This window comes from Roseomonas sp. OT10 (assembly GCF_020991085.1).
In the GTDB taxonomy this organism is placed as follows: Bacteria; Pseudomonadota; Alphaproteobacteria; order Acetobacterales; family Acetobacteraceae; genus Roseomonas; species Roseomonas cutis.
Genome location: NZ_CP087719.1, coordinates 2,853,366 through 2,871,860, shown reverse-complemented (window position 1 = coordinate 2,871,860; position 18,495 = coordinate 2,853,366). Strand labels below are relative to the sequence as shown.

General features: G+C 74.3%; 18 protein-coding genes and 1 pseudogene. 10 read left to right on the top strand and 9 right to left on the bottom strand.

All coding sequences use genetic code 11. The features are described 5' to 3' along the window. Positions 1-603 (bottom strand): F0F1 ATP synthase subunit delta, encoded by a 603-nt coding sequence (locus tag LPC08_RS13150; protein WP_230448695.1) that lies wholly within the window; start codon positions 601-603, stop codon positions 1-3. Between the two features lie 221 nt (positions 604-824). On the opposite strand from LPC08_RS13150, the gene purU reads away from it, so the two are divergent. Next, positions 825-1,691, top strand: coding sequence for a formyltetrahydrofolate deformylase (purU, locus tag LPC08_RS13145; protein ID WP_230448694.1), 867 nt, complete (start codon positions 825-827; stop codon positions 1,689-1,691). Positions 1,692-1,805: 114 nt separating this feature from the next. Beyond that, positions 1,806-2,075, top strand: a complete 270-nt coding sequence (locus tag LPC08_RS13140; RefSeq protein WP_230448693.1) for a hypothetical protein — start codon at positions 1,806-1,808, stop codon at positions 2,073-2,075. 15 nt (positions 2,076-2,090) lie between these two features. On the opposite strand, the gene LPC08_RS13135 is transcribed toward LPC08_RS13140, so the two are convergent. Then, positions 2,091-4,316: a primosomal protein N' gene (locus tag LPC08_RS13135; RefSeq protein ID WP_230448692.1), complete on the bottom strand. Its 2,226-nt coding sequence runs from the start codon at positions 4,314-4,316 to the stop codon at positions 2,091-2,093. 37 nt (positions 4,317-4,353) lie between these two features. On the opposite strand from LPC08_RS13135, the gene fsa reads away from it, so the two are divergent. Next, positions 4,354-5,010 (top strand): fructose-6-phosphate aldolase, encoded by a 657-nt coding sequence (gene fsa / locus LPC08_RS13130; protein ID WP_230448691.1) that lies wholly within the window; start codon positions 4,354-4,356, stop codon positions 5,008-5,010. Between the two features lie 189 nt (positions 5,011-5,199). Here fsa and LPC08_RS13125 read toward each other — a convergent pair whose 3' ends face one another. Then, positions 5,200-6,225 carry an acyltransferase family protein gene (locus LPC08_RS13125; protein ID WP_230448690.1) on the bottom strand — a complete coding sequence of 342 codons (1,026 nt, stop codon included), beginning with the start codon at positions 6,223-6,225 and terminating at the stop codon, positions 5,200-5,202. A 298-nt stretch (positions 6,226-6,523) separates the two neighbouring features. After that, complete coding sequence (locus LPC08_RS13120) at positions 6,524-7,879, bottom strand: O-antigen ligase family protein (protein ID WP_230448689.1); 1,356 nt, start codon at positions 7,877-7,879, stop codon at positions 6,524-6,526. Positions 7,880-8,102: 223 nt separating this feature from the next. On the opposite strand from LPC08_RS13120, the gene LPC08_RS13115 reads away from it, so the two are divergent. Together LPC08_RS13115 and LPC08_RS13110 are read left to right on the top strand one after the other, a co-directional pair. Beyond that, positions 8,103-8,765, top strand: coding sequence for a hypothetical protein (locus LPC08_RS13115; RefSeq protein ID WP_230448688.1), 663 nt, complete (start codon positions 8,103-8,105; stop codon positions 8,763-8,765). Further along, positions 8,762-9,691: a tyrosine recombinase XerC gene (locus LPC08_RS13110; RefSeq protein ID WP_230448687.1), complete on the top strand. Its 930-nt coding sequence runs from the start codon at positions 8,762-8,764 to the stop codon at positions 9,689-9,691. The genes LPC08_RS13115 and LPC08_RS13110 overlap by 4 nt, the downstream gene beginning before the upstream one ends. Positions 9,692-9,698: 7 nt before the next feature. On the opposite strand, the gene tsaB is transcribed toward LPC08_RS13110, so the two are convergent. The 4 genes from tsaB to LPC08_RS13090 form a co-directional block, all read right to left on the bottom strand. After that, positions 9,699-10,334 carry a tRNA (adenosine(37)-N6)-threonylcarbamoyltransferase complex dimerization subunit type 1 TsaB gene (tsaB, locus tag LPC08_RS13105; protein ID WP_230448686.1) on the bottom strand — a complete coding sequence of 212 codons (636 nt, stop codon included), beginning with the start codon at positions 10,332-10,334 and terminating at the stop codon, positions 9,699-9,701. Next, positions 10,331-10,777: a nucleoside deaminase gene (locus LPC08_RS13100; RefSeq protein ID WP_230453076.1), complete on the bottom strand. Its 447-nt coding sequence runs from the start codon at positions 10,775-10,777 to the stop codon at positions 10,331-10,333. The genes tsaB and LPC08_RS13100 overlap by 4 nt, the downstream gene beginning before the upstream one ends. Positions 10,778-10,863: 86 nt before the next feature. Then, positions 10,864-12,174, bottom strand: coding sequence for an aspartate aminotransferase type Ic (locus LPC08_RS13095; RefSeq protein ID WP_230448685.1), 1,311 nt, complete (start codon positions 12,172-12,174; stop codon positions 10,864-10,866). A gap of 515 nt (positions 12,175-12,689) precedes the next feature. Further along, complete coding sequence (locus LPC08_RS13090; protein WP_230448684.1) at positions 12,690-13,301, bottom strand: NAD(P)-dependent oxidoreductase; 612 nt, start codon at positions 13,299-13,301, stop codon at positions 12,690-12,692. Between the two features lie 156 nt (positions 13,302-13,457). Here LPC08_RS13090 and LPC08_RS13085 point away from each other — a divergent pair, with 156 nt between their 5' ends. The 5 genes and pseudogenes from LPC08_RS13085 (at position 13,458) to rsmD (ending at position 16,929) form a co-directional block, all read left to right on the top strand. Then, positions 13,458-13,850, top strand: a complete 393-nt coding sequence (locus LPC08_RS13085; RefSeq protein WP_230448683.1) for a winged helix-turn-helix transcriptional regulator — start codon at positions 13,458-13,460, stop codon at positions 13,848-13,850. Positions 13,851-14,064: 214 nt separating this feature from the next. Then, the gene (locus LPC08_RS13080) at positions 14,065-14,856 is read left to right on the top strand and encodes a gamma-glutamyl-gamma-aminobutyrate hydrolase family protein (protein WP_230448682.1); all 792 of its coding nucleotides are present in this window, start codon (positions 14,065-14,067) and stop codon (positions 14,854-14,856) included. Positions 14,857-15,140: 284 nt separating this feature from the next. Beyond that, positions 15,141-15,896: pseudogene (locus LPC08_RS13075) on the top strand (pseudouridine synthase); the annotation flags it as partial. A gap of 167 nt (positions 15,897-16,063) precedes the next feature. Continuing rightward, on the top strand, positions 16,064-16,366 hold the full coding sequence (locus LPC08_RS13070) for a putative quinol monooxygenase (protein ID WP_230453074.1): 303 nt from the start codon (positions 16,064-16,066) through the stop codon (positions 16,364-16,366). Then, positions 16,363-16,929, top strand: coding sequence for a 16S rRNA (guanine(966)-N(2))-methyltransferase RsmD (gene rsmD, locus LPC08_RS13065; protein ID WP_230448681.1), 567 nt, complete (start codon positions 16,363-16,365; stop codon positions 16,927-16,929). Before LPC08_RS13070 ends, rsmD begins: the two co-directional genes overlap by 4 nt. A gap of 433 nt (positions 16,930-17,362) precedes the next feature. Here the strand turns inward: rsmD and LPC08_RS13060 are convergent, their stop codons facing one another. Continuing rightward, positions 17,363-18,478: an NAD(P)/FAD-dependent oxidoreductase gene (locus LPC08_RS13060; RefSeq protein WP_230448680.1), complete on the bottom strand. Its 1,116-nt coding sequence runs from the start codon at positions 18,476-18,478 to the stop codon at positions 17,363-17,365. Positions 18,479-18,495: the final 17 nt, after the last annotated feature.

The following is an 18,495-nucleotide window of genomic DNA, read 5'->3' as shown; positions in this document are numbered from 1 at the left end:
TCAGGCGGCCCCCTTCATGGCGTAGCTCAGGCGCTGCAGCCTGGACTTGATGGATGTGTCGTAGAGGCGGGAGCCGATCTTCAGGACCAGCCCGCCCAGGATGGACGGATCGAGGTGCTCGACCAGGCGGACGTTGGAGTGCCCGGCCTCGGTCAGGCGCGCGGCGATCTGGTTGCGCTGCGTGTCCGTGAGCGGATGGGCCGTGGTCACCTCCGCGGTCTCCTGGCCGCGCTGCTCGGCGAGCAGGGTGCCGAAGGCCCGGGCCACGGCGGGCAGGGCGGAAAGGCGGCGGTTGTTCACCAGCACGCCGACCAGGTTCCGGACGTCCCCGCCGATCCCCGCCCGCTCGAGGACGGCGAAGGCGCCCTTGCGCTGCGCCGCCGAGTCCAGGCGCGGGTCGGAGACGAAGGCGCGGAAGGGGGCGTCGTCGCGCCACAGCGCCAGGAGGTTGTCCACATCGGTGGCGACCTGGTCCACCGTCCGGCGCTCCCGCGCCAGGTCGAGCAGGGCGCGCGCATAGCGCTGGGCGAGTCCGCCGGCGGGCCCGGCGGTCTGGGCCGCGCTGGGCGCGTCGGGCGAGACGGTCGTCGCTTCGGAGGCCACGTAGGTTCCCGTACCGTTGTGCTGGGCCGCGGCATGCGGCCGGGCGCGCGGCGGAGGAACCCCGCTGCGGCGCGGGCGCCTTAGCATGCGGCCCCGGCGTGCGGCAACCGGGCGGGTTACGCTTCCGTCACCGCCGGGGCCGGAATCCTGCGCCGATCCGGTGCGAAACCGGTGCTGGCCGGCTTGACGGCGGGCCGGGCGCGCGCGACCCGGGGGCGGCCATGCCCCATCCGCAGCACATCCTGACCCTGTCCTGTCCCAACCGCCCCGGCATCGTCGCGGCGGTGGCCACCGGCATCTTCGAATCCGGCGGCAACATCCTGGAGGCGCAGCAGTTCGACGACACGGAGACCGGCCGCTTCTTCATGCGGGTGGTGCTGGACCATCCGGGGGAGGGGGAGCCGGACACGGCCGGGCTGCGGCAGCGGCTGGAGGTGCTGGCGGGCCGCTTCGGCATGGCCTGGACGCTGCGCGACCGGCGGCAGCGGCACCGGGTGATGCTGCTGGCCTCGAAGTTCGACCATTGCCTGGCCGACCTGCTCTACCGCTGGCGGCTGGGCGAGCTGGACATGGAGCCGACCGCCATCGTCTCCAACCATCCGCGCGAGGCCTATGCCCATCTCGACCTCGACGGCATCCCCTTCCACCACCTGCCCGTCACGCGCGAGACCAAGATGGAGCAGGAGGCCCGGATCTGGGCCCTGGTGCAGGAGACACAGTCGGAGCTGGTGGTGCTCGCCCGCTACATGCAGATTCTGTCGGACGGGCTGGCGGCCAAGCTGGCCGGGCGCTGCATCAACATTCACCACTCCTTCCTGCCCGGCTTCAAGGGCGCCCGCCCCTACCACCAGGCGCACGCGCGCGGGGTGAAGCTGATCGGCGCCACCGCCCACTACGTGACGGCCGACCTCGACGAGGGCCCGATCATCGAGCAGGACGTGGAGCGGGTGAGCCACCAGGACACTCCGGACGAGCTGATCCGCCAGGGCCGCGACATCGAGCGCCGGGTCCTGGCCCGGGCCGTGCGCTGGCACATCGAGCAGCGGGTGATCCTGAACGGCCGCAAGACCGTCGTCTTCCGGAGCTGAGGCCGCGTCCCGGGCGACCGCCGCTTCTTGTTGTGGCGGCCCCTGGAACCCCTGGCGGGCTGCCGCGCTCTCGAGGCAGGCTCCGGACGGGGCAGCGCAGCCAGGGAGATCCCGATGAGCGGAACGCGCAAGAAGGACGAGGCCCGGATCGACGAGACGGTGGAGGAATCCTTCCCCGCCTCCGACCCGCCGGCGAATACGGGCATCACCGGCCCGGTCGCCGAGCCGGTGGAGGGGACGGACCCCGAGGCTCCCGACCAGGACGGGGACCTGCCGGAGGACCACAAGGCCCTGCTGGAGGAAATCCCCCCGGAGGAGATGGCGGAGACCCCGCACGAATGGGTGCGGGACTGGCGGGGCGAATTTCCGCTGCGCGGCGGCTGAGCCCCGCCGGCCGGGTCACAGGAAGCTGACTGGGTCCACGTCCACCTGGACCCGGACGGCGGACGGAACCTCCACCCGCCCCAGCCAGTCCCACAGCAGCGGCTGCACCGCCACGTCGCGCCGGGCCTTGAGCAGCAGCCGGCGGCGGTGCCGGCCCCGCAGCATGGAGAGGGGGGCCGGGGCAGGGCCCAGCACCTGCACGCCGTCCCCGCCCGGCGCGGCAAGGCCGAGGTCGCGGGCCACGCGGTCGGCGGCGCGCTCGTCCTCCGAACTCACGATCAGCGCGGCGAGGCGGCCGAAGGGCGGCCAGCCATCGGGGCGGCGGGAGGCGGCCTCCTCGGCCATGAAGCTGTCCAGGTCGCCGGAGATGAGGGCCTGCATCACCAGATGCTCCGGCACCCAGGATTGCAGCAGCACCTTGCCGGGGCTCTCGGCGCGGCCGGCGCGGCCGGCGACCTGGTGGAGAAGCTGAACGGTCCGCTCCGCCGCGCGCAGGTCGCCGCCGGCGAGGCCGAGATCGGCATCCACCACGCCGACCAGGGTCAGATGCGGGAAGTGCCAGCCCTTGGCGACGATCTGGGTGCCGATGATGAGGTCCACCTCGCGCTCGGCGATCTGCCGCGCCGCCTCCATCGCGGCCGCCGGGCCGGGGATGGTGTCGGAGGCCATGACCAGCCGCCGCGCCTCGGGGAAGAGCTGCGCCGCCTCCTCCTGCACCCGCTCCACCCCCGGGCCGATCGCGGTCAGGCTGCCTTCCGCGCCGCATTCCGGGCAGAACTGGGGGATCGGCTCGACATGGCCGCAATGGTGGCATTGCAGCCGGCGCTGGGCGCGGTGCTCCACCAGCCAGGCGGTGCAGTTGGGGCAGCGGATGCGGTGGCCGCAGGCGCGGCACAGCGTCATGGGCGCATAGCCGCGGCGGTTCAGGAACAGCATCGCCTGCTCGCCCTTCGCCAGCGTCTCCTGCACGGCGGCGACCAGGGGGGGCGAGAGGAAGCGGCCGCGCTCGGGCGGGACCTTGCGGAGATCGAGCACGCCGACCTCCGGCAGCCCGGCGGCGCCGTGGCGGCGGGGCAGGCGCAGCGCGGTGTAGCGTCCCGCCTCCGCATTGGTCAGCGTCTCCAGCGACGGGGTCGCGGAGACCAGCACGCAGGCGGCGTCGTTCAGCCGGGCGCGCACCACCGCCATGTCGCGCGCGTGGTAGATCACGCCCTCCTCCTGCTTGAAGGCGGTCTCGTGCTCCTCGTCCACGACGATCAGGCCGAGATCGGGGAAGGGCAGGAACAAGGCGGAGCGGGCGCCGACGAGGACCTTCACCTCCCCCTCCGCCACCGCGCGCCAGGTGTTGCGCCGCCGCTTGCCGCCCAGCTCCGAATGCCACAGCGCGGGCGGGCAGCCGAAGCGCGCCTGGAACCGCTCCAGCCACTGCGCGGAGAGCGCGATCTCCGGCAGCAGCACCAGCGCCTGCCGCCCCTGGCGCAGGCACTCCGCCACCGCGTCGAGGTACACCTCCGTCTTGCCGGAGCCGGTAACGCCCGCCAGCAGCGTCACCCCGAAGCGCCGGCGGTCCACCAGCGCGCGCAGGGACGCCACCGATTCCGCCTGTTCCGGCATCAGCTCCGGGCCGGGATGCTCCGGGTCGGGCGCGGGGAAGGCGGGTGGCCGGGGCAGCAGGGCGGGCTCGACCAGCCCCGCCTCGGCCATGCCGCGCAGCACGCCGGGCGAGGCGCCGGATTCGTCGGCGATCTCCGACCCCGCCCGCGCCTCGCCGGGCAGCAGAACGTCCAGGATGCGCCGCCGTCCCTCGGTCAGCCGGTAGCCGGGGGCGCCGCGTTTCGCCGCCTCGCCGGAGGGCGAAAGGCGCCAGCCTGCCTGCTGCCCCGGCGGCTCCAGCGCGGAGGGCACGCTCATCGCCATGCGCAGCACCGCGCCCTGGGGCGCGAGCGTGTAGGCGGCCACCCAGTCCACGAAGCGGCGCAGGCTGTCCGTCATCGGCGGCACGATCAGCGTGCCGATGACGTCCTTGATCCGCGCTTCCGACAGGGTCGGGTCCGGCGCGCCGTCCCAGACGACGCCGCACAGGTCGCGCCCGCCCAGCGGCACCTCGACGAAGGTGCCGGGCGGGGGAACGGCCATGCCCTCGGGCACGCGATAGTCATAGGGTCCCGCCAGGGGCAGTGGCAGCAGAACCTTGACGCGGGGCCGGACGGGGCCCACGGGCTTCTTGCGCGGGGTCGCCATGGGCTATGCCACCGCCGCGCACACGGGAGTCCGCCGCATGAAGTTCTTCGTCGACACCGCCGAGGTGTCCGAGATCCGCGCCCTGGCCGAGTCCGGCCTGCTCGACGGCGTCACCACCAACCCTTCCCTGATCGCCAAGTCCGGCCGCCCCATGGCCGAGGTGATCGCCGAGATCTGCGAGATCACCCCGGGCCCCGTCTCCGCCGAGGTCACGGCCACGGATTACGACGGGATGATGCGGGAGGGCGAGTTCCTGCGCCGCATCGCCCCCAACGTCGCCGTGAAGGTGCCGCTGACCGAGGCGGGGCTGCGCGCGTGCAAACATATGGTGAACGACGGGGCCATGGTCAACGTGACCCTGTGCTTCACCCCGGTCCAGGCGCTGCTGGCGGCGAAGGCCGGCGCCACCTTCGTCTCGCCCTTCGTCGGCCGGCTGGACGACATCGGCCAGGACGGCATGGGGCTGATCGCCGACATCATGACGATCTACCGCCAGTACCCGCAGTTGAAGACGGAGGTGCTGGTGGCCTCGATCCGGCACACCGTCCACCTGCTCCAGGCGGCGAAGCTGGGCGCGCATGTCGCGACCCTGCCGCCCAACGTCATCCGCGGGCTGATCAAGCACCCGCTGACCGACAAGGGTCTGGAAGCCTTCCTGGCGGATTGGAAGAAGACGGGACAGACGATCGGGTAGCGGCGGCCTGCCGGGGCGCAGCGGGCCCGCCTCCCGCGGAATGGTAGGATGGCGGTCCGGCCCCCGGGCATCCGGGTCGGCCATCGCCTGTCTGTCGCCTACCGCCCTGCCGCCCGATCCGCGGGTGGGGCCGACACCTGACGACGATGGGAAGGCTCGCTCTCGGGGGCAGCCTTCCCCGCCAAGGACCTAGGGCAGTTCGGGCGCGACGGTGAGGCGGCTCCGGAACCGGCCCGGCAATGCGCGCAGCCAGGCCGTCAGCGGGCGCTCGAACAGCCCGTAGCAGGCAATGCCGACCAACGAGCCCAGCAGCATGCAGGCACCGGCGAAGGCCACCGGCGGCAGGAACGACAGCACCTTCCAGGCCGCGGCCACGAGCAGCGTGTGGGTGAGGTACAGCGAGTAGGAGGCGTCGCCGATCCGGTGCAGCAGGGGCAGCCGCGCGATGCCGCCCTGCGCCTCCAGGCAGACGACGCCGCCGAGCAGCAGGGCGGAAGGCACGCCCCAGAGCACGACGCGCCAGGCCTCGCTGTAGAACCCGGTGGCGCCGAGCGCCGCGAAGCAGCCCAGGCTCATCGCGATCAGCAGCCAGCCCATCCGCCTGCCGGGCAGGGTCCTGCTGGTCCAGAAATGGCCGATCCAGATGCCGGCGACGAACTCGAGCAGAAGGGGATGGGTGTAGGTGAAGGGGATCGGGTGGGTTGGCCGGACGATGAGGCCCAGCATCACGAGCCCCACCATCGCTGCCGTCGTCACCGCCAGGCGGTAGGCGCGCGGGAAGGTCAGCGCGGCCGCGAAGACCAGATAGAAGAACATCTCGTAGTTCAGCGTCCAGCCGGGGACCAGGATCGGCCAGACGTTCCCCTGGGGATCGGCATGGGGGATGAAGGCGAGGGAGGACAGGAGGCGGCCGAGGTCCGGCTTCAGGGCCGGCACCAGGGACGGGAACACGATCGACAGGAAAACGAGCAGCACGGTGATGGCCCAGTAGGGCGGGGCCACCCTGACGAGGCGGTTCCAGAGGAAGGAGCCGGGCGAGGGGGAGCGGCGCGTGGCGACCGCGTACATGATGAAGCCTGATATCACGAAGAACAGGTCGACGCCCGCGGCACCGACGAGGAAGCCACCGCCTGCTTCCGCCAGGGCGTGGTAGGCGACGACGGCAAGAGCCGCGAAGGCCCGCAGGTATTGGATTCCAGCCAGGTTGTTTTGCACGCAATCATCCCATGTCTGCCGGTATAAGCGGCGACCAGGACGCTTTCCTGTCCCTCTGATCCACCTGTGATTGTATTATTTGCAATCAGAACAATTTGTTATATCGTCGTTCTGTATGGCGGACCGGATCAAGGGACCGAGTAAGCCGTTCCCAATCCAGGGTTGGAAATAACATCGGCGTGATCAACTGGGGGCGGTGTCACCGTCCTCCCGGACGAGCGGCAGCGCGCGCTGGCCTCGGCCGCCCGTCACCACGTCCCGGCTCTGCGCGCGTGGGCTACACGCCCGCCGGCGGCAGTCAGCCCTGGCGGGGGCCCGCCAGGGCCGGCCGGACCGCGCCGACCGGGCGGGACACGGCACGGCGGCCGGGCCGCAGCCCGGCCCAGATCGGCGCCAGTCGCTGGGACTGCGTCGCGTAGATCCAGGTCATCGCGAAGATCTGCTGCGTGAACTGGAAGACGTAGTTGAACTCCACCTCGCTGATCGTGCGGGCGTAGAGGAAGACGAGGAAGCCTACGAAGAAGATGCTGTCGCCGCCGGGATGGCGTATCGCCCGCACCAGCACGGCCACGGCCGTCAGCACCAGCACGACGATCATGCAGCCCAGGCCCAGCAGCCCGAGGTCGATGGCCGTCTGGTAGTAGAGATTGTGGAAGTGGAAGCCCATCCGCGCCGCGACGTGGGAGTAGCGCCAGAGACCCTCTGCCTCCACGTAGTCCTGCACCCAGAAGGCGTAGTAGCCGTATCCGAGGAGCGGCCGCTCCTGGATGAGCTCGGTCGCCCTGGCCCAGAGATAGCCGCGGCCGGTCAGGTTCTCGCTCTTGCCGACCATCTCGAGGAGGACGGCCTTCTCCTGCGCGATCACGGTGCCCACGATGGCGCCGACCAGCAGCGTGATCGTGATGAAGAGCATGACGTAGGAGGCACGGAACCTGTCGGGCACGAGGCGGATCGTGGTGAAGGCCAGCATCACCATCGTCGCGCCGGCGCAGGCCGCCAGGGCGCCGACGGAGTTGCCCTGGATGAGCAGCGCCGGGGAGGCCGCGATGCCGATCGGCGCCAGGAGCCGGAAGATCCACGGCTGCTTGCCGTCCACCAGCACGGCGACGGAGGTGATCATCAGCAGGCCGGCATAGTAGGACAGGGAGTTCTTCGATCCGTAGATGCCGATCAGCCCGTCGCGGGTGGTTCCGTCGACCAGGCTGGCGATGCCGCCGATCAGGCAGACAAGCTGCAGGATGGCGATGATGTTCCGCGCCGGCAGCTGCCGGGCCATCATCATGGTGGTCAGGACGGTGAAGAACATCTCCACCCCCATCTTCGCCGAGATGAGGGGTTCGCGGGACCACAGGAAGGACAGGAAGCCCAGCACCGGCATCAGCCAGGGCAGCCAGGACATGGTGGCGGCCTCGAGCATGGTCCGCGGCCAGGCCACGAAGGCGCCGGCCCAGACCAGGACGAACAGGCCCGGGCTCACGATGGGATTCTGGAAGGCCCAGCCCAGCATGTCGGTGGACATCGCCCCGGCCAGGGCGATCCACCAGATCGGCCGGGTCCAGGGCGCGGGGGGCTCCGGCAGCCCCGTGCCGGGGGAGGGGTGGCTCGACAGGCCGGCGGGCGGGACGGGTGGCGGCGCCCGGAAGGCGGCCTGCATGCGGTTCACGGTCTCGTCGGGTCCGTCGCCAGGGGTAGGGACATCGGGTGCTCGCGGGCCGGGTGGCGGGAAGCCAGCGGTAAGTCCCCGCCTTCCTAGCCCATACGGCTTCCCGACCAGAAGCGTTTTCGGCCCCGGTCTGCTGCACTGCACCATCAGGGCTGATGCGCCCCTGGGTCCGGGCCCTGGCCGCCATGCCCCGCGCGGTGCAGGATGGGCCGGCATGGATGCCCTCCCGCGCCCCCGCCCGCTGCCCGAGGACCCTGACGAGGCGCGAGCGGCGGCCGAGATCGCCGCCTGGCTCGCCGCCCATCCCCGCTTCCTGGCGGAGAACCCGTCCCTTTATCGCGCACAGGAACCGCCGCGCCGGGTGCATGGCGAGAGGCTGGCCGACCACATGGCGGCGATGCTGGCGGCTGAGCGCACCGCCGCGGCCGAGGCGGCGCACCGGGTCCGCCGGGCCGCCCAGCTCGCGACGCGGGTTCAGCGGGCGGTGCTGGCGCTTCTGGCCGCGGCCGATCCGCAGGAGGCGATCACCCAGGAATGGCCGGCGCTGCTGGCGCTGGAGACCGTGGTGCTGGCGCGGGAAGGTCCGCCGGCGCCGCGCTGGCGGGCCCTGCCGGCCGGCGCGGTGGCACGGCTGCTGCCCCCCGGGCGGGACTGGCGCCTGCGCGATGCCCCGGGGGCCGGGGACGCCGCGCCCCTGCATGGGGAGGCCGCGGCGCTGATCGCGCGCGATGCCCTCCTGCGCCTCCCCTCCCGAGGCGGTGGTGCCCGGCTGCTGGTGCTGGGGGCCCGCGACCCGGGACGGCTGCCGCTGCGCGGGGGCGGGGCGGGGCTGCTCTTCCTGGCCCAGGCGGCCGCGGCGGCGCTGGCGCGGCCATGACCGGGGCGCCCGCCGATGCCGCGGCCGCCCGCCTGGCCTACCTCGACTGGCTGTCGCAGGAGCGCCGTGCCAGCCCGCATACCCTGGCCGCCTATGGCCGGGACCTCGCCGACCTGCTGGGCTTCCTGGCGCAGCACCTCGGCGGCGAGCCGGACCTGGCCGCGCTGTCGGCGCTGCGTCCCGCGGACCTGCGCGCCTTCCTGGCGCACCGCGCCGCGGCCGGGGCGGGCAATGCCACCCGCGCCCGGCAGCTTGCGGCGGTGCGTGGCTTCCTGCGCTGGCTGGCAAGGCGGCACGCCGTCTCCGCGGCCGCGTTGTCGGGGGTGCGTGGCCCCCGGCTGCGGCCGCCGGTGCCGCGTGCCCTGACCGAGCGCCAGGCCCGGCAGGTGGCGGGCGAGGTCGGCGACATCCAGGACGATCCGGCCCTGGCTGCCCGCGACGTGGCGCTCTTCACCCTGCTCTACGGCGCCGGGCTGCGCATCAGCGAGGCGCTATCGCTGGACATCCGCGACGCGCCCCGGGCCGGGGCGGCGCTGCGCATCCGCGGCAAGGGCGACAAGGAGCGGCTGGTCCCGGTGCTGCCCGCCGTGGAGCAGGCGGTGGCCGCCTATCTGCGGCACCGGGCGGGGGCGCCACCGGAGGCGCCGCTCTTCCTGGGGGCGCGGGGCGAGCGGCTGAACGATGCCGTGGCACGCCGCAGCCTGCAGACCTTCCGCCGCCTCGCCGGCCTGCCGGAACAGGCCACGCCGCACGCGCTGCGGCATTCCTTCGCCACCCACCTGCTGGGCGGCGGCGCCGACCTGCGCGTCATCCAGGAACTGCTGGGCCATGCCAGCCTCTCCACCACCCAGCGCTATGCGGCGGTGGATTCGGCGGCGCTGCTGGACACCTGGCGCCGGGCGCATCCCCGGGCGGAGGGCGGATAGGGCGCAATCAGCCCCCCGCGGGCAGGCGCACCGCCGGGGGTTCCAGGTACATCGGCTCGGCCGGGCGGTCGGGCAGGCCGGCGGCGCGGCGGGCGGCGGCCACGGCGGCGACCTGCGCCGCATCCGGCCGGCGCGGATCGGCCAGCCGGGCGACGAAGCCCCGCGCCAGCAGGCGGGCTGCGGCCTGGGGCGCGGCATCGCCGACGAGGGTGACGGGGCCGGGCGGGGCGGGCAGGTCCGCCTCGGCGAAGACGGCGGGGGGGATGGCCTCGCCCAGCCGTTCCAGCGCGATGCGGCCGCGCTTGGTGTCCACCGCGCACCACACGCGCTCCGGCGCGTCGGCCAGGGTGGCCGCCAGCGCCTCGCCCACCGTCACGCCCAGGCACGGCACGCCCCAGCCCAGCGCCAGGCCGCGCGCCAGTGCCAGCGCCGCGCGCAGCCCGGTGAAGCCGCCGGGGCCGAGGGTGACGGCCACCGCCTCCGGCGCGCCGGGTGCCTCGGCCAGCACCTCGCGTGCCAGGGCCGGCAGCGTCGCGGCATGGCCGAAGGCGCCGTCCCGCGCCGCCTGGGCCAGCACCGCGCCGTCCTCCCACACCGCGGCCGAGCAGCGGGCCAGGGCGCCGTCGAGGGCCAGCAGCCTCATGCGCCGGCCTCCCCCCGCAACCCGCGGAAGAAGCCGCGCAGCACCTCGGCGCATTCCGCCTCGCGCAGCCCGCCCACCACCTCCGGGACGTGGTGGCAGGAGGCGGCGGTGAAGATGCGCGCCCCGTGCTCCACCCCGCCGCCCTTGGGGTCGTAGGCCCCGAAGGCGACCCGGCGGACCCGGAAGAAGGCGGCGGCCTGGGCGCACATGGGGCAGGGCTCCAGCGTCACGGTCAGGGTGCAGTCGGGCAGCAGCTTGTCCCCCCGCGCCGCGGCGGCGGCGCGCAGCGCCAGGACCTCCGCATGGGCGGAGGGGTCGCGGCGCGCCTCCACCTCGTTGCCGGCGCGGGCGAGCACCCGGCCGGCCGCATCCGTCACCACCGCGCCCACCGGCACCTCGCCCCGCGCGGCGGCGGCGCGCGCCTCCTCCAGGGCCAGGGCGATGGAGGCCGGTTCTCGGGTGCTGGTCCGTGCGATGCCCGCAGGCGGGCCGCCCGGGGCGGGAGTGGGGGCGGCGGCCCGGCCCGGCATCAGCCGGCCTTCGCGCCCCGCACCGCCTCCTGCGCCTCGATCGCGGCCAGCAGCAGGCAGAGGGCGATGCCCTCCGAGGCCGCCGTCACGTCCGACAGGCTGGGGAAGGTGGGGGCGAGGCGCAGGTTGCTGTCCTGCGGGTCCTTCCCGTAGGGCCAGGTGGAGCCGGCCGGCGTCAGGGCCAGCCCGGCCTCCTTCGCCAGCGCCACGACGCGGCCGGCGGTGCCGGGCCAGGCATCGACGCTGATGAAGTAGCCGCCCTCGGGCTTCGTCCAGCGCGCCACGCCCAGCCCGCCGAGGCGCGATTCCAGCGCCGCCTGCACCGCCGCGAACTTCGGCACGATCAGCGCGCGGTGCCGCGCCATGTGCGCATGCACCCCCTCCAGGTCGCGCAGGAAGCGCAGGTGGCGGAGCTGGTTCAGCTTGTCCGGCCCGATGGTGCGCACGCTAGCCGCGGCGAGGTACCAGGCGACGTTGGCCGGCGAGGCGGCCAGCGCCGCGATGCCCGCCCCGGCCAGCGTCACCTTGGAGGTGGAGGCGAAGACGACCGGCCGGTCCGGGTTGCCGGCCGCCGCCGCCAGCTCCAGCACGTTCGCCAGCCCGTGCCGCGCCTCCGTCAGGTGGTGGACGGCATAGGCGTCGTCCCAGAACAGCCGGAAGTCGGGGGCGGCGGTCTTCATCGCGGCGAGGCGGCGCACCGTCTCCTCGGACCAGATCTCGCCGCTCGGGTTGCCGTAGCGGGGCACGCACCACATGCCCTTCACGGTCGCGTCCTCCGCCACCAGCGCCTCGACCTGGTCCATGTCGGGGCCCTGGCCGGTCAGCGGCACCGGCACCATGCGGATGCCGTACTCCTCGCAGATCACGAAGTGCCGGTCATAGCCGGGGACGGGACAGAGGAAGGTCACCACCTCCTCCTTCCCCCAGGGCGCCGCCCCGCCCGGCACGCCCTTGCGCGAGGCCAGCGCCACCACGTCGTGCATCAGCGCGAGCGAGGAGTTGTCGCCGATCACCACCTGCGCCGCCGGCGCCCCCAGGATCGCGCCGTAGAAGGCCCGCATCTCCGGCAGGCCGTTCAGCCCTCCGTAGTTGCGCGCGTCCGTGCCGTCCTCGGCTGTGACGTCGCCATTGCCCGGCAGGGTGAGCATCGCCTCGCTCAGCGAGAGCTGCTCCGGCGCCGGCTTGCCCCGCGTCATGTCCAGCTTCAGCCCGCGCCCCCGGAAGGCGTCGTAGTCGGCGCGGGTGCGCGCGGCGAGCGCGGCGAACTCCGCGTCGGACAGGTCGGCGATCGAGGGCGAGGAGGCGGTCATGGGTGCGGCGTTCCCGAGCAGGTCGCGCGCGGTCCTACAGGCGGGCAGGGGGCGGGGGGAAGAGGGGATGAACGCGCCGTCCGCAGGGCTCCTGCGGCCGGTCGCCATGGCTCCGGCGAGGCTTCCTGGCGGGGCGCCCGCTCCCCGGGGGAGGCGCCACCTCCCCCGATGCCCCCTCCGCCGGGGGCGAGCCGGCCCCCGGACCCCGGCGGACGTCTGGCTCTCCGTGGCCAGGGGTTTGGCCTTCGGGCTTAACCTGGAGAACGCGTGGTCAGGCGAGGCGCAGGGAAAGCAGAAGAATGCGGCAGCGAGGGCGATGGCCGAACCCGCCGGAGGTCCATGACCTCCGGCGACGTGACCCCGTATCCGGCTGTCCCGCGGTAGCCCCACCGGGTCCAGGGCACGCAGTGTCCTGGCGGATGGGGGGTATCGGGGGGAAGGCGGAGCCTTCCCTCCGGGGGCGAAGGGCGCAACGCCTCGCCCCCCGCGTGGGCGCCGTCCGCGGGGAGGGGACCTCAGTACCCGACAGTGAAGCGCTGGCGGATGTGGGCGGGGCGCTCCAGCTCGTCCACCAGGGCGATGGCGTAGTCCTCGAAGGAGATGCTGGAGCCCTGCTCGTTCGTCAGCAGCGCGTCCCCGCCGAGGCGGAAGCGGCCCGTCCGCTCGCCCGGCACGAACATCGCGGAGGGGGAGAGGAAGGTCCAGTCGAGATCGTCCACGCCCCGCAGCCGGTCGAGGAACTGCGCCCCGCCGGTGGCCTCGGCCTTGTAGGCGGCGGGGAAGTCCGGCTGGTCCAGCAGCCGCTGGCCGGGCGCGACCTCCAGGCTGCCGGCGCCGCCGACGACGAGGTAGCGCCGCACCCCCGCCTCCCGCACCGCCGCGATCAGCGTCTCCGGGTCGCTGGCGGTGAAGTGGACGGCGCTGATCACCGCGTCGTGGCCGCGCAGCAGGGCAGCGAGCCCGGCCCGGTCGTGGGCGTCGCCCTTCACCGCGGTGACGCCGGGCAGGGCCGCGACCTTCTCCGGGTGGCGGACGATGGCGGTGACCTGGTGGCCGCGGTCCGACAGCTCCCGCAGGATCCGGGTTCCCGCATTTCCCGAGGCACCGATGAGGGCGACCTTGGCCATGGCGTGCATCCTTCGCTTGGTCTGGGCGTGGTCTGGATTCGTGATAAGGTCCGGAAAGTGGACCGTGGGCCGGAAGGTATGGGCCCCGACAGAGGGCCACAAGACGTCATCGCGGCGTGACCGGGTCAGGCCCATGTGACCATGGGGGGAGAGTGCATGACCGAACCGGAGCCACCGCCCGGACAGCCCTGCCCGATCCGGGACGTGCTGGACCGGATCGGCGACCAGTGGAGCCTGCTGGTGCTGCACGAGCTGGAGGGCGGCACGCGCCGCTTCAACGAGTTGCTGCGCGGGATCGGCGACATCTCGAAGCAGATGCTGTCGCGCACTCTGCGCCGGCTGGAGCAGGACGGCTTCGTCCGCCGCACCGTCTTCGCGGAGGTGCCGCCGCGCGTGGACTACGCGCTGACGGAGCTGGGCCGCTCCTTCCTCGACCCGATGCGGGGGCTGGTGCGATGGGCCGACACGCATCACCGCCGGATCGTCGCGGCAAGGCGGGCCTACGAGGCCCAGGGTGACATCCGGGGTGACATCCGGGACGGCGCCTGACCCGCGCGGTGCGCGGCGGTGCTTGCTTGGGCCGCGTGGGCGTGACGATCTGCTATGCCACATAAGCAACGACGCCCATCGCAGGCGCCGGTTCCGCAAGGAGAGGTTCCTCCCATGCTGCGACGCGGCCGGAGAGCGGCGTCCGCGTCAGCCACCCGCCGGCGGGCCCTGTGTCCCGCTTGCCCGCCGCCCATCACCCGCCTACCAAACCAGGATGACCTCGCCCCCTTCTGATCGGCCCCCCCTGATCGGCCTGACCCTGGATGCGGAGGAGGCCGGCGGCTGGTCGAAGCTGCCCTGGTACGCCATCCGCCAGAACTACCTCTCGGCCATCGCGGCGGCCGGCGGGCTGCCCATCGCCCTGCCGCACCTTCCCGAACTGGCGGACGCCTACCTCGACCGGCTCGACGGGCTCGTGGTCACGGGCGGCGCCTTCGACGTGGACCCGGCGCTCTACGGCGCGGCGGAGCGGCATGCGACGGTGACGCTGAAGGAGACCCGGACGGCGTTCGAACTGGCGGTCCTGCGCGGCGCGCTCGCGCGCGACATCCCCGTGCTGGGCATCTGCGGCGGCGAGCAGCTTCTTGCCGTGGCGCTCGGCGGCACGCTGATCCAGCACATCCCGGACAGCATTCCCGACGCGCTGGCGCACGAGCAGCCCAATCCCCGCACGGAGCCGGGCCACGAAGTGCGCGTGGAGCCGGGCACGCTGCTCGCCCGCGTGACCGGGGGGGCCGCGACGCTGTCGGTGAACAGCGCGCACCACCAGGCGGTGGCCCGGCCGGGGCGCGGCGCGATCGTCTCCGGCACCGCGCCGGACGGGGTGGTGGAGGCGATCGAGCACCCCGGCTACCGCTTCTGCCTGGGTGTGCAGTGGCATCCGGAATACGGGGTGGACCCGCGCGACGGCGACATCCTCGCCGCCTTCGTCGCTGCCTGCCGCGCCTCCATGCCTGGCGCCACGGCCGCGGGCGTGGCGAAGCGGGGCGAGGCGGTGCCGGCATGAGCGACCCGGCCGATCCCGCCAAGCCCCGCCGTCGGCGCCCGAAGGCGGGGGCGGAGGCCCTCGCCACGGCACAGGCCCCGGTGGATTCGCCGCGCGGCGCCGAGCCCCCCGCCCCGCCGCCACAGGAGGCCGCGAGCCTCGCCGCCGCGCAGACGGCGGTAGAGCATCTCGATCCGCCGCGCCCCGCCGCGAAGCCGCGTGCGCCGCGACGCCCCGCCCCTGCCATGCCCCGGACCGAGGAGGCCGCCAGCCTCGCCGCCGCGCAGACCGTGTCCGACGTCCCCCTGGGCGATGGCCCCGGCGAACCGGCCGGCGAGGAGGAGGCGGAGGACCCCGCGCGCGGCGAGCGCATCGCCCGCTTCCTGGCCCGCGCCGGCATCGCCAGCCGCCGCGCCGCCGAGGCGCTGATCGCCGAGGGAAGGGTGAAGATGGCGGGCCGGGTCGTCGCCACCCCCGCCACCTTCCTCCAGCCGGGCGACGCGGTGACGGTGGACGGCCGGCCGGTCGCCGCGCCGGAGCGCACCCGGCTGTTCCGCCACCACAAGCCGGACGGCCTCGTCACCACGCACAAGGACCCGCAGGGCCGGCCGACGGTCTTCGAGCGCCTGCCCCCCGGCCTGCCGCGGCTGATCTCGGTCGGGCGGCTGGACCTGACCAGCGAGGGGCTGCTGCTGCTGACCAATGACGGTGCGCTGGCGCGGAAGCTGGAGCTGCCCGCCAACGGCTGGATCCGCCGCTACCGCGCCCGCGTCCATGGCCGGGTGGACGAGGCGGCGCTGGCGAAGCTCGCGCGCGGCGTCACGGTGGAGGGCGTGGCCTATGGCCCGATCCAGGCCGGGCTGGATTCCCGCCAGGGCACCAATGCCTGGCTGACGGTGGCGCTGCACGAGGGCAAGAACCGCGAGGTCCGCCGCGTGCTGGCCCATCTCGGCCTTCAGGTGACGCGGCTGATCCGCACGGCCTATGGCCCCTTCCAACTCGGCAACCTGCCCAAGGGCGCGGTGGAGGAGGTCAACGCCAAGGTCATGCGCGACCAGCTCGGCCTCGACGCCCCGCCCCGCGTGGTGCGCGGCCGCGACCGGACGGCCGGGGAGGAGGAGCCCGCCGGGCCCGCGGAGAAGCGCGCCCGCCCGCCGCGCGCCCGCTCGGCGGGCGATCCCTACCGCACCCCCTGGGGGGCCAAGCGGAAGATGAAGGAGTGAGCGCCATGGCCGGCGGCTACGTCATCCTTGCCCTGTGGCAGGCCAGGCCCGGCGAGGCGGAGGCCGTCGCCTCCCTCCTCGCGCGCGTGGCCGAGGCGGTGCGGCGGGACGAGCCCGGCTGCCGCCAGTACGTCGCGCACCGCGACGCGGCGGACGACCACCGCTTCGTCATCTACGAGGTCTATGACGACGAGGCGGCCTTCCTCGCCCACCAGCAGGCGCCGCATTTCCGCGCGCTGGTGCTGGGCGACGCGCTGGACCGCCTCGCGTCGCGGGAGCGCCGGGTCCTGCAGCCGATCCCGGCGTGAGGATCATCGCCGGGCGCTGGCGCGGCCGCGCCCTGCAGGCACCGCCCGGCCCCTCCACCCGCCCCACCGCGGAGCGCGTGCGCCAAGCACTGTTCGACATGCTCTGGCACGCGCCCTGGGGCGGGCGCGATCTGGTGGAGGGCGCCGTGGTGCTGGACGCCTTCGCCGGCACGGGCGCCTTCGGGCTGGAGGCGCTCTCCCGCGGCGCCGCCCGCGCCACCTTCCTGGAGAACGACCGCGCAGCCCTGGCCGCGCTGCGCGCCAACCTCGCCGCGCTGGGGGCGGAGGCGCGGGTGCTGGCGGTGGATGCCCGCAAGCCCCCTCGCGCCGATGCCCCCTGCGGCCTGCTCTTCCTCGACCCGCCCTATGGCCAGGACCTCACCGCCGCCGCCCTGCCCGCGCTGGAACGCGCCGGCTGGGTGGCGCCGGGCGCGGTCGCCTGCCTGGAACTCGGCAAGGCCGAAGCGCCACCGGCACTCCCTGGCTGGGACCTCCTGGCCGAACGCGCCCACGGCGCGGCGCGGATGCTGGTGCTGCGGCGGGGCGAGGAGGCCGCGCCATAAGGTGGGTTCGGGCGCCGGACCGGGGGGAGGCGCTGCCTCGCCCCCGGACCCCCCTCCGCCGGGGCCACAAGCGGGCCCCGGACCCCGCTGGGAATTGGTTCCGTATGGTGGCGTCAGCCTGCGGGCTGAACCCTGACGACGCGTGGACAGGGGGGGACTCTGAAAAAGCTTCAGAGGGCGTCCGCGAGAGCGGCGGCCGGTCCCGCCGAGGAGCCTGGCTCCTCGGCGCCTCGACCCCGTCGCAGGCTGTCCCGCGGCAGCACTGATCGGGTCCAGGGCCCGCAGGGTCCTGGCGGAGTGGGGGTACGGGGGCGAGGCGGAGCCTTGTCCCCGGGGAACGGGCTGCACCTCGAGTTGGCACGGATCAGGGCATCGCGCCGTCCGTCGTAGGGGGGGACGGGGCTCTCTCTGAGGGTCACGGGCGCGACGTGCCTCAGCGCATCGCGCGCATCGGGTCGTAGGCGGCGAGGCCCAGCGCTGTCGGCCGGCCCAGGATGGCGTCCGCCAGCAGCGCCCCGGCGAAGGGGCCCTGGGTCAGCCCGTTCGGCCCCAGGCCATTGCCGATCCACAGTCCCGGACGCGACGGCACCGGGCCGAGGAGGGGCTTGCCGTCCGGGCTCATCGGCCGGAAGCCGATCCGCACCTCCAGCAGCGTCGCGTGGCCCAGCCCGGGGGCGACGGCGAGGGCCTGGCCCAGCACCTCGTGGACGCCGGCGGCGGTGAGGCGGTGGTCGAAGCCCGAGCCGGTCTCACGCGTCGCGCCGACCACCACGCGGGAATCGTCGAAGGCCAGCAGGTAGTGACTGGTGCCGGGCAGCAGCACGGGCCAGTGCGACGTGTCCTGGCCGGGCAGGGCGAGGTGCGCGATCTGCCCGCGCTGCGGCGGCACGTCCAGCCGCAGCCCGAGCGGCGCCAGCAGCGGCGGCGCCCAGGCCCCGGCGGCGAGCAGCACGGCGTCGGCCTCGAAGACCGGGCCTTCCTCGACGCGCACACCGGTCACCCGCTCGCCCCAGGCGGTCAGGGCCGTGGCCTCGCCACCCTCGATGGCGCCGTGGTGGACGGCGGCGCGGCGCAGCGCCGCGGCCAGCCGGCGGCCGTCCAGCCGGGCGCCGCCGGCGACATGGATCGCGGCGCGGTCGGGGTGCAGGGCGGGGAAGAGGGCGCGCGCCTCTTCGGGCGGCAGGCGGGTGATCTCGCCGGCCTCGGGGGCCTCGACGGCACGGGCGCGCAGCCGGGCCTCGACGATCTCCAGCGAATCCTCGTCCCCCGGGGCGCAGAGGGCGCCGACGCGGCGGTAGCCGAGGTCGGCCTCGCCGAGATCGGCCAGCGCCTGCACCAGCCCGGGGTAGAAGCGCGCGCCGCCGGCGGCGATGGCGTACCAGTCGGGGTCCTCGTTGGCGGAGGCCCAGGGGCAGACGATCCCCGCCCCGGCGGCGGTGGCCCGGCCCTCCCGCGCGTCATCCAGCAGCACGACCTTCGCCCCGGCCCTGGCCAGGTGATAGGCGGCGCTGGCGCCCAGTATTCCGGCGCCCACGACGATCACGCGCATGTCCCGCTCCCGGTGTT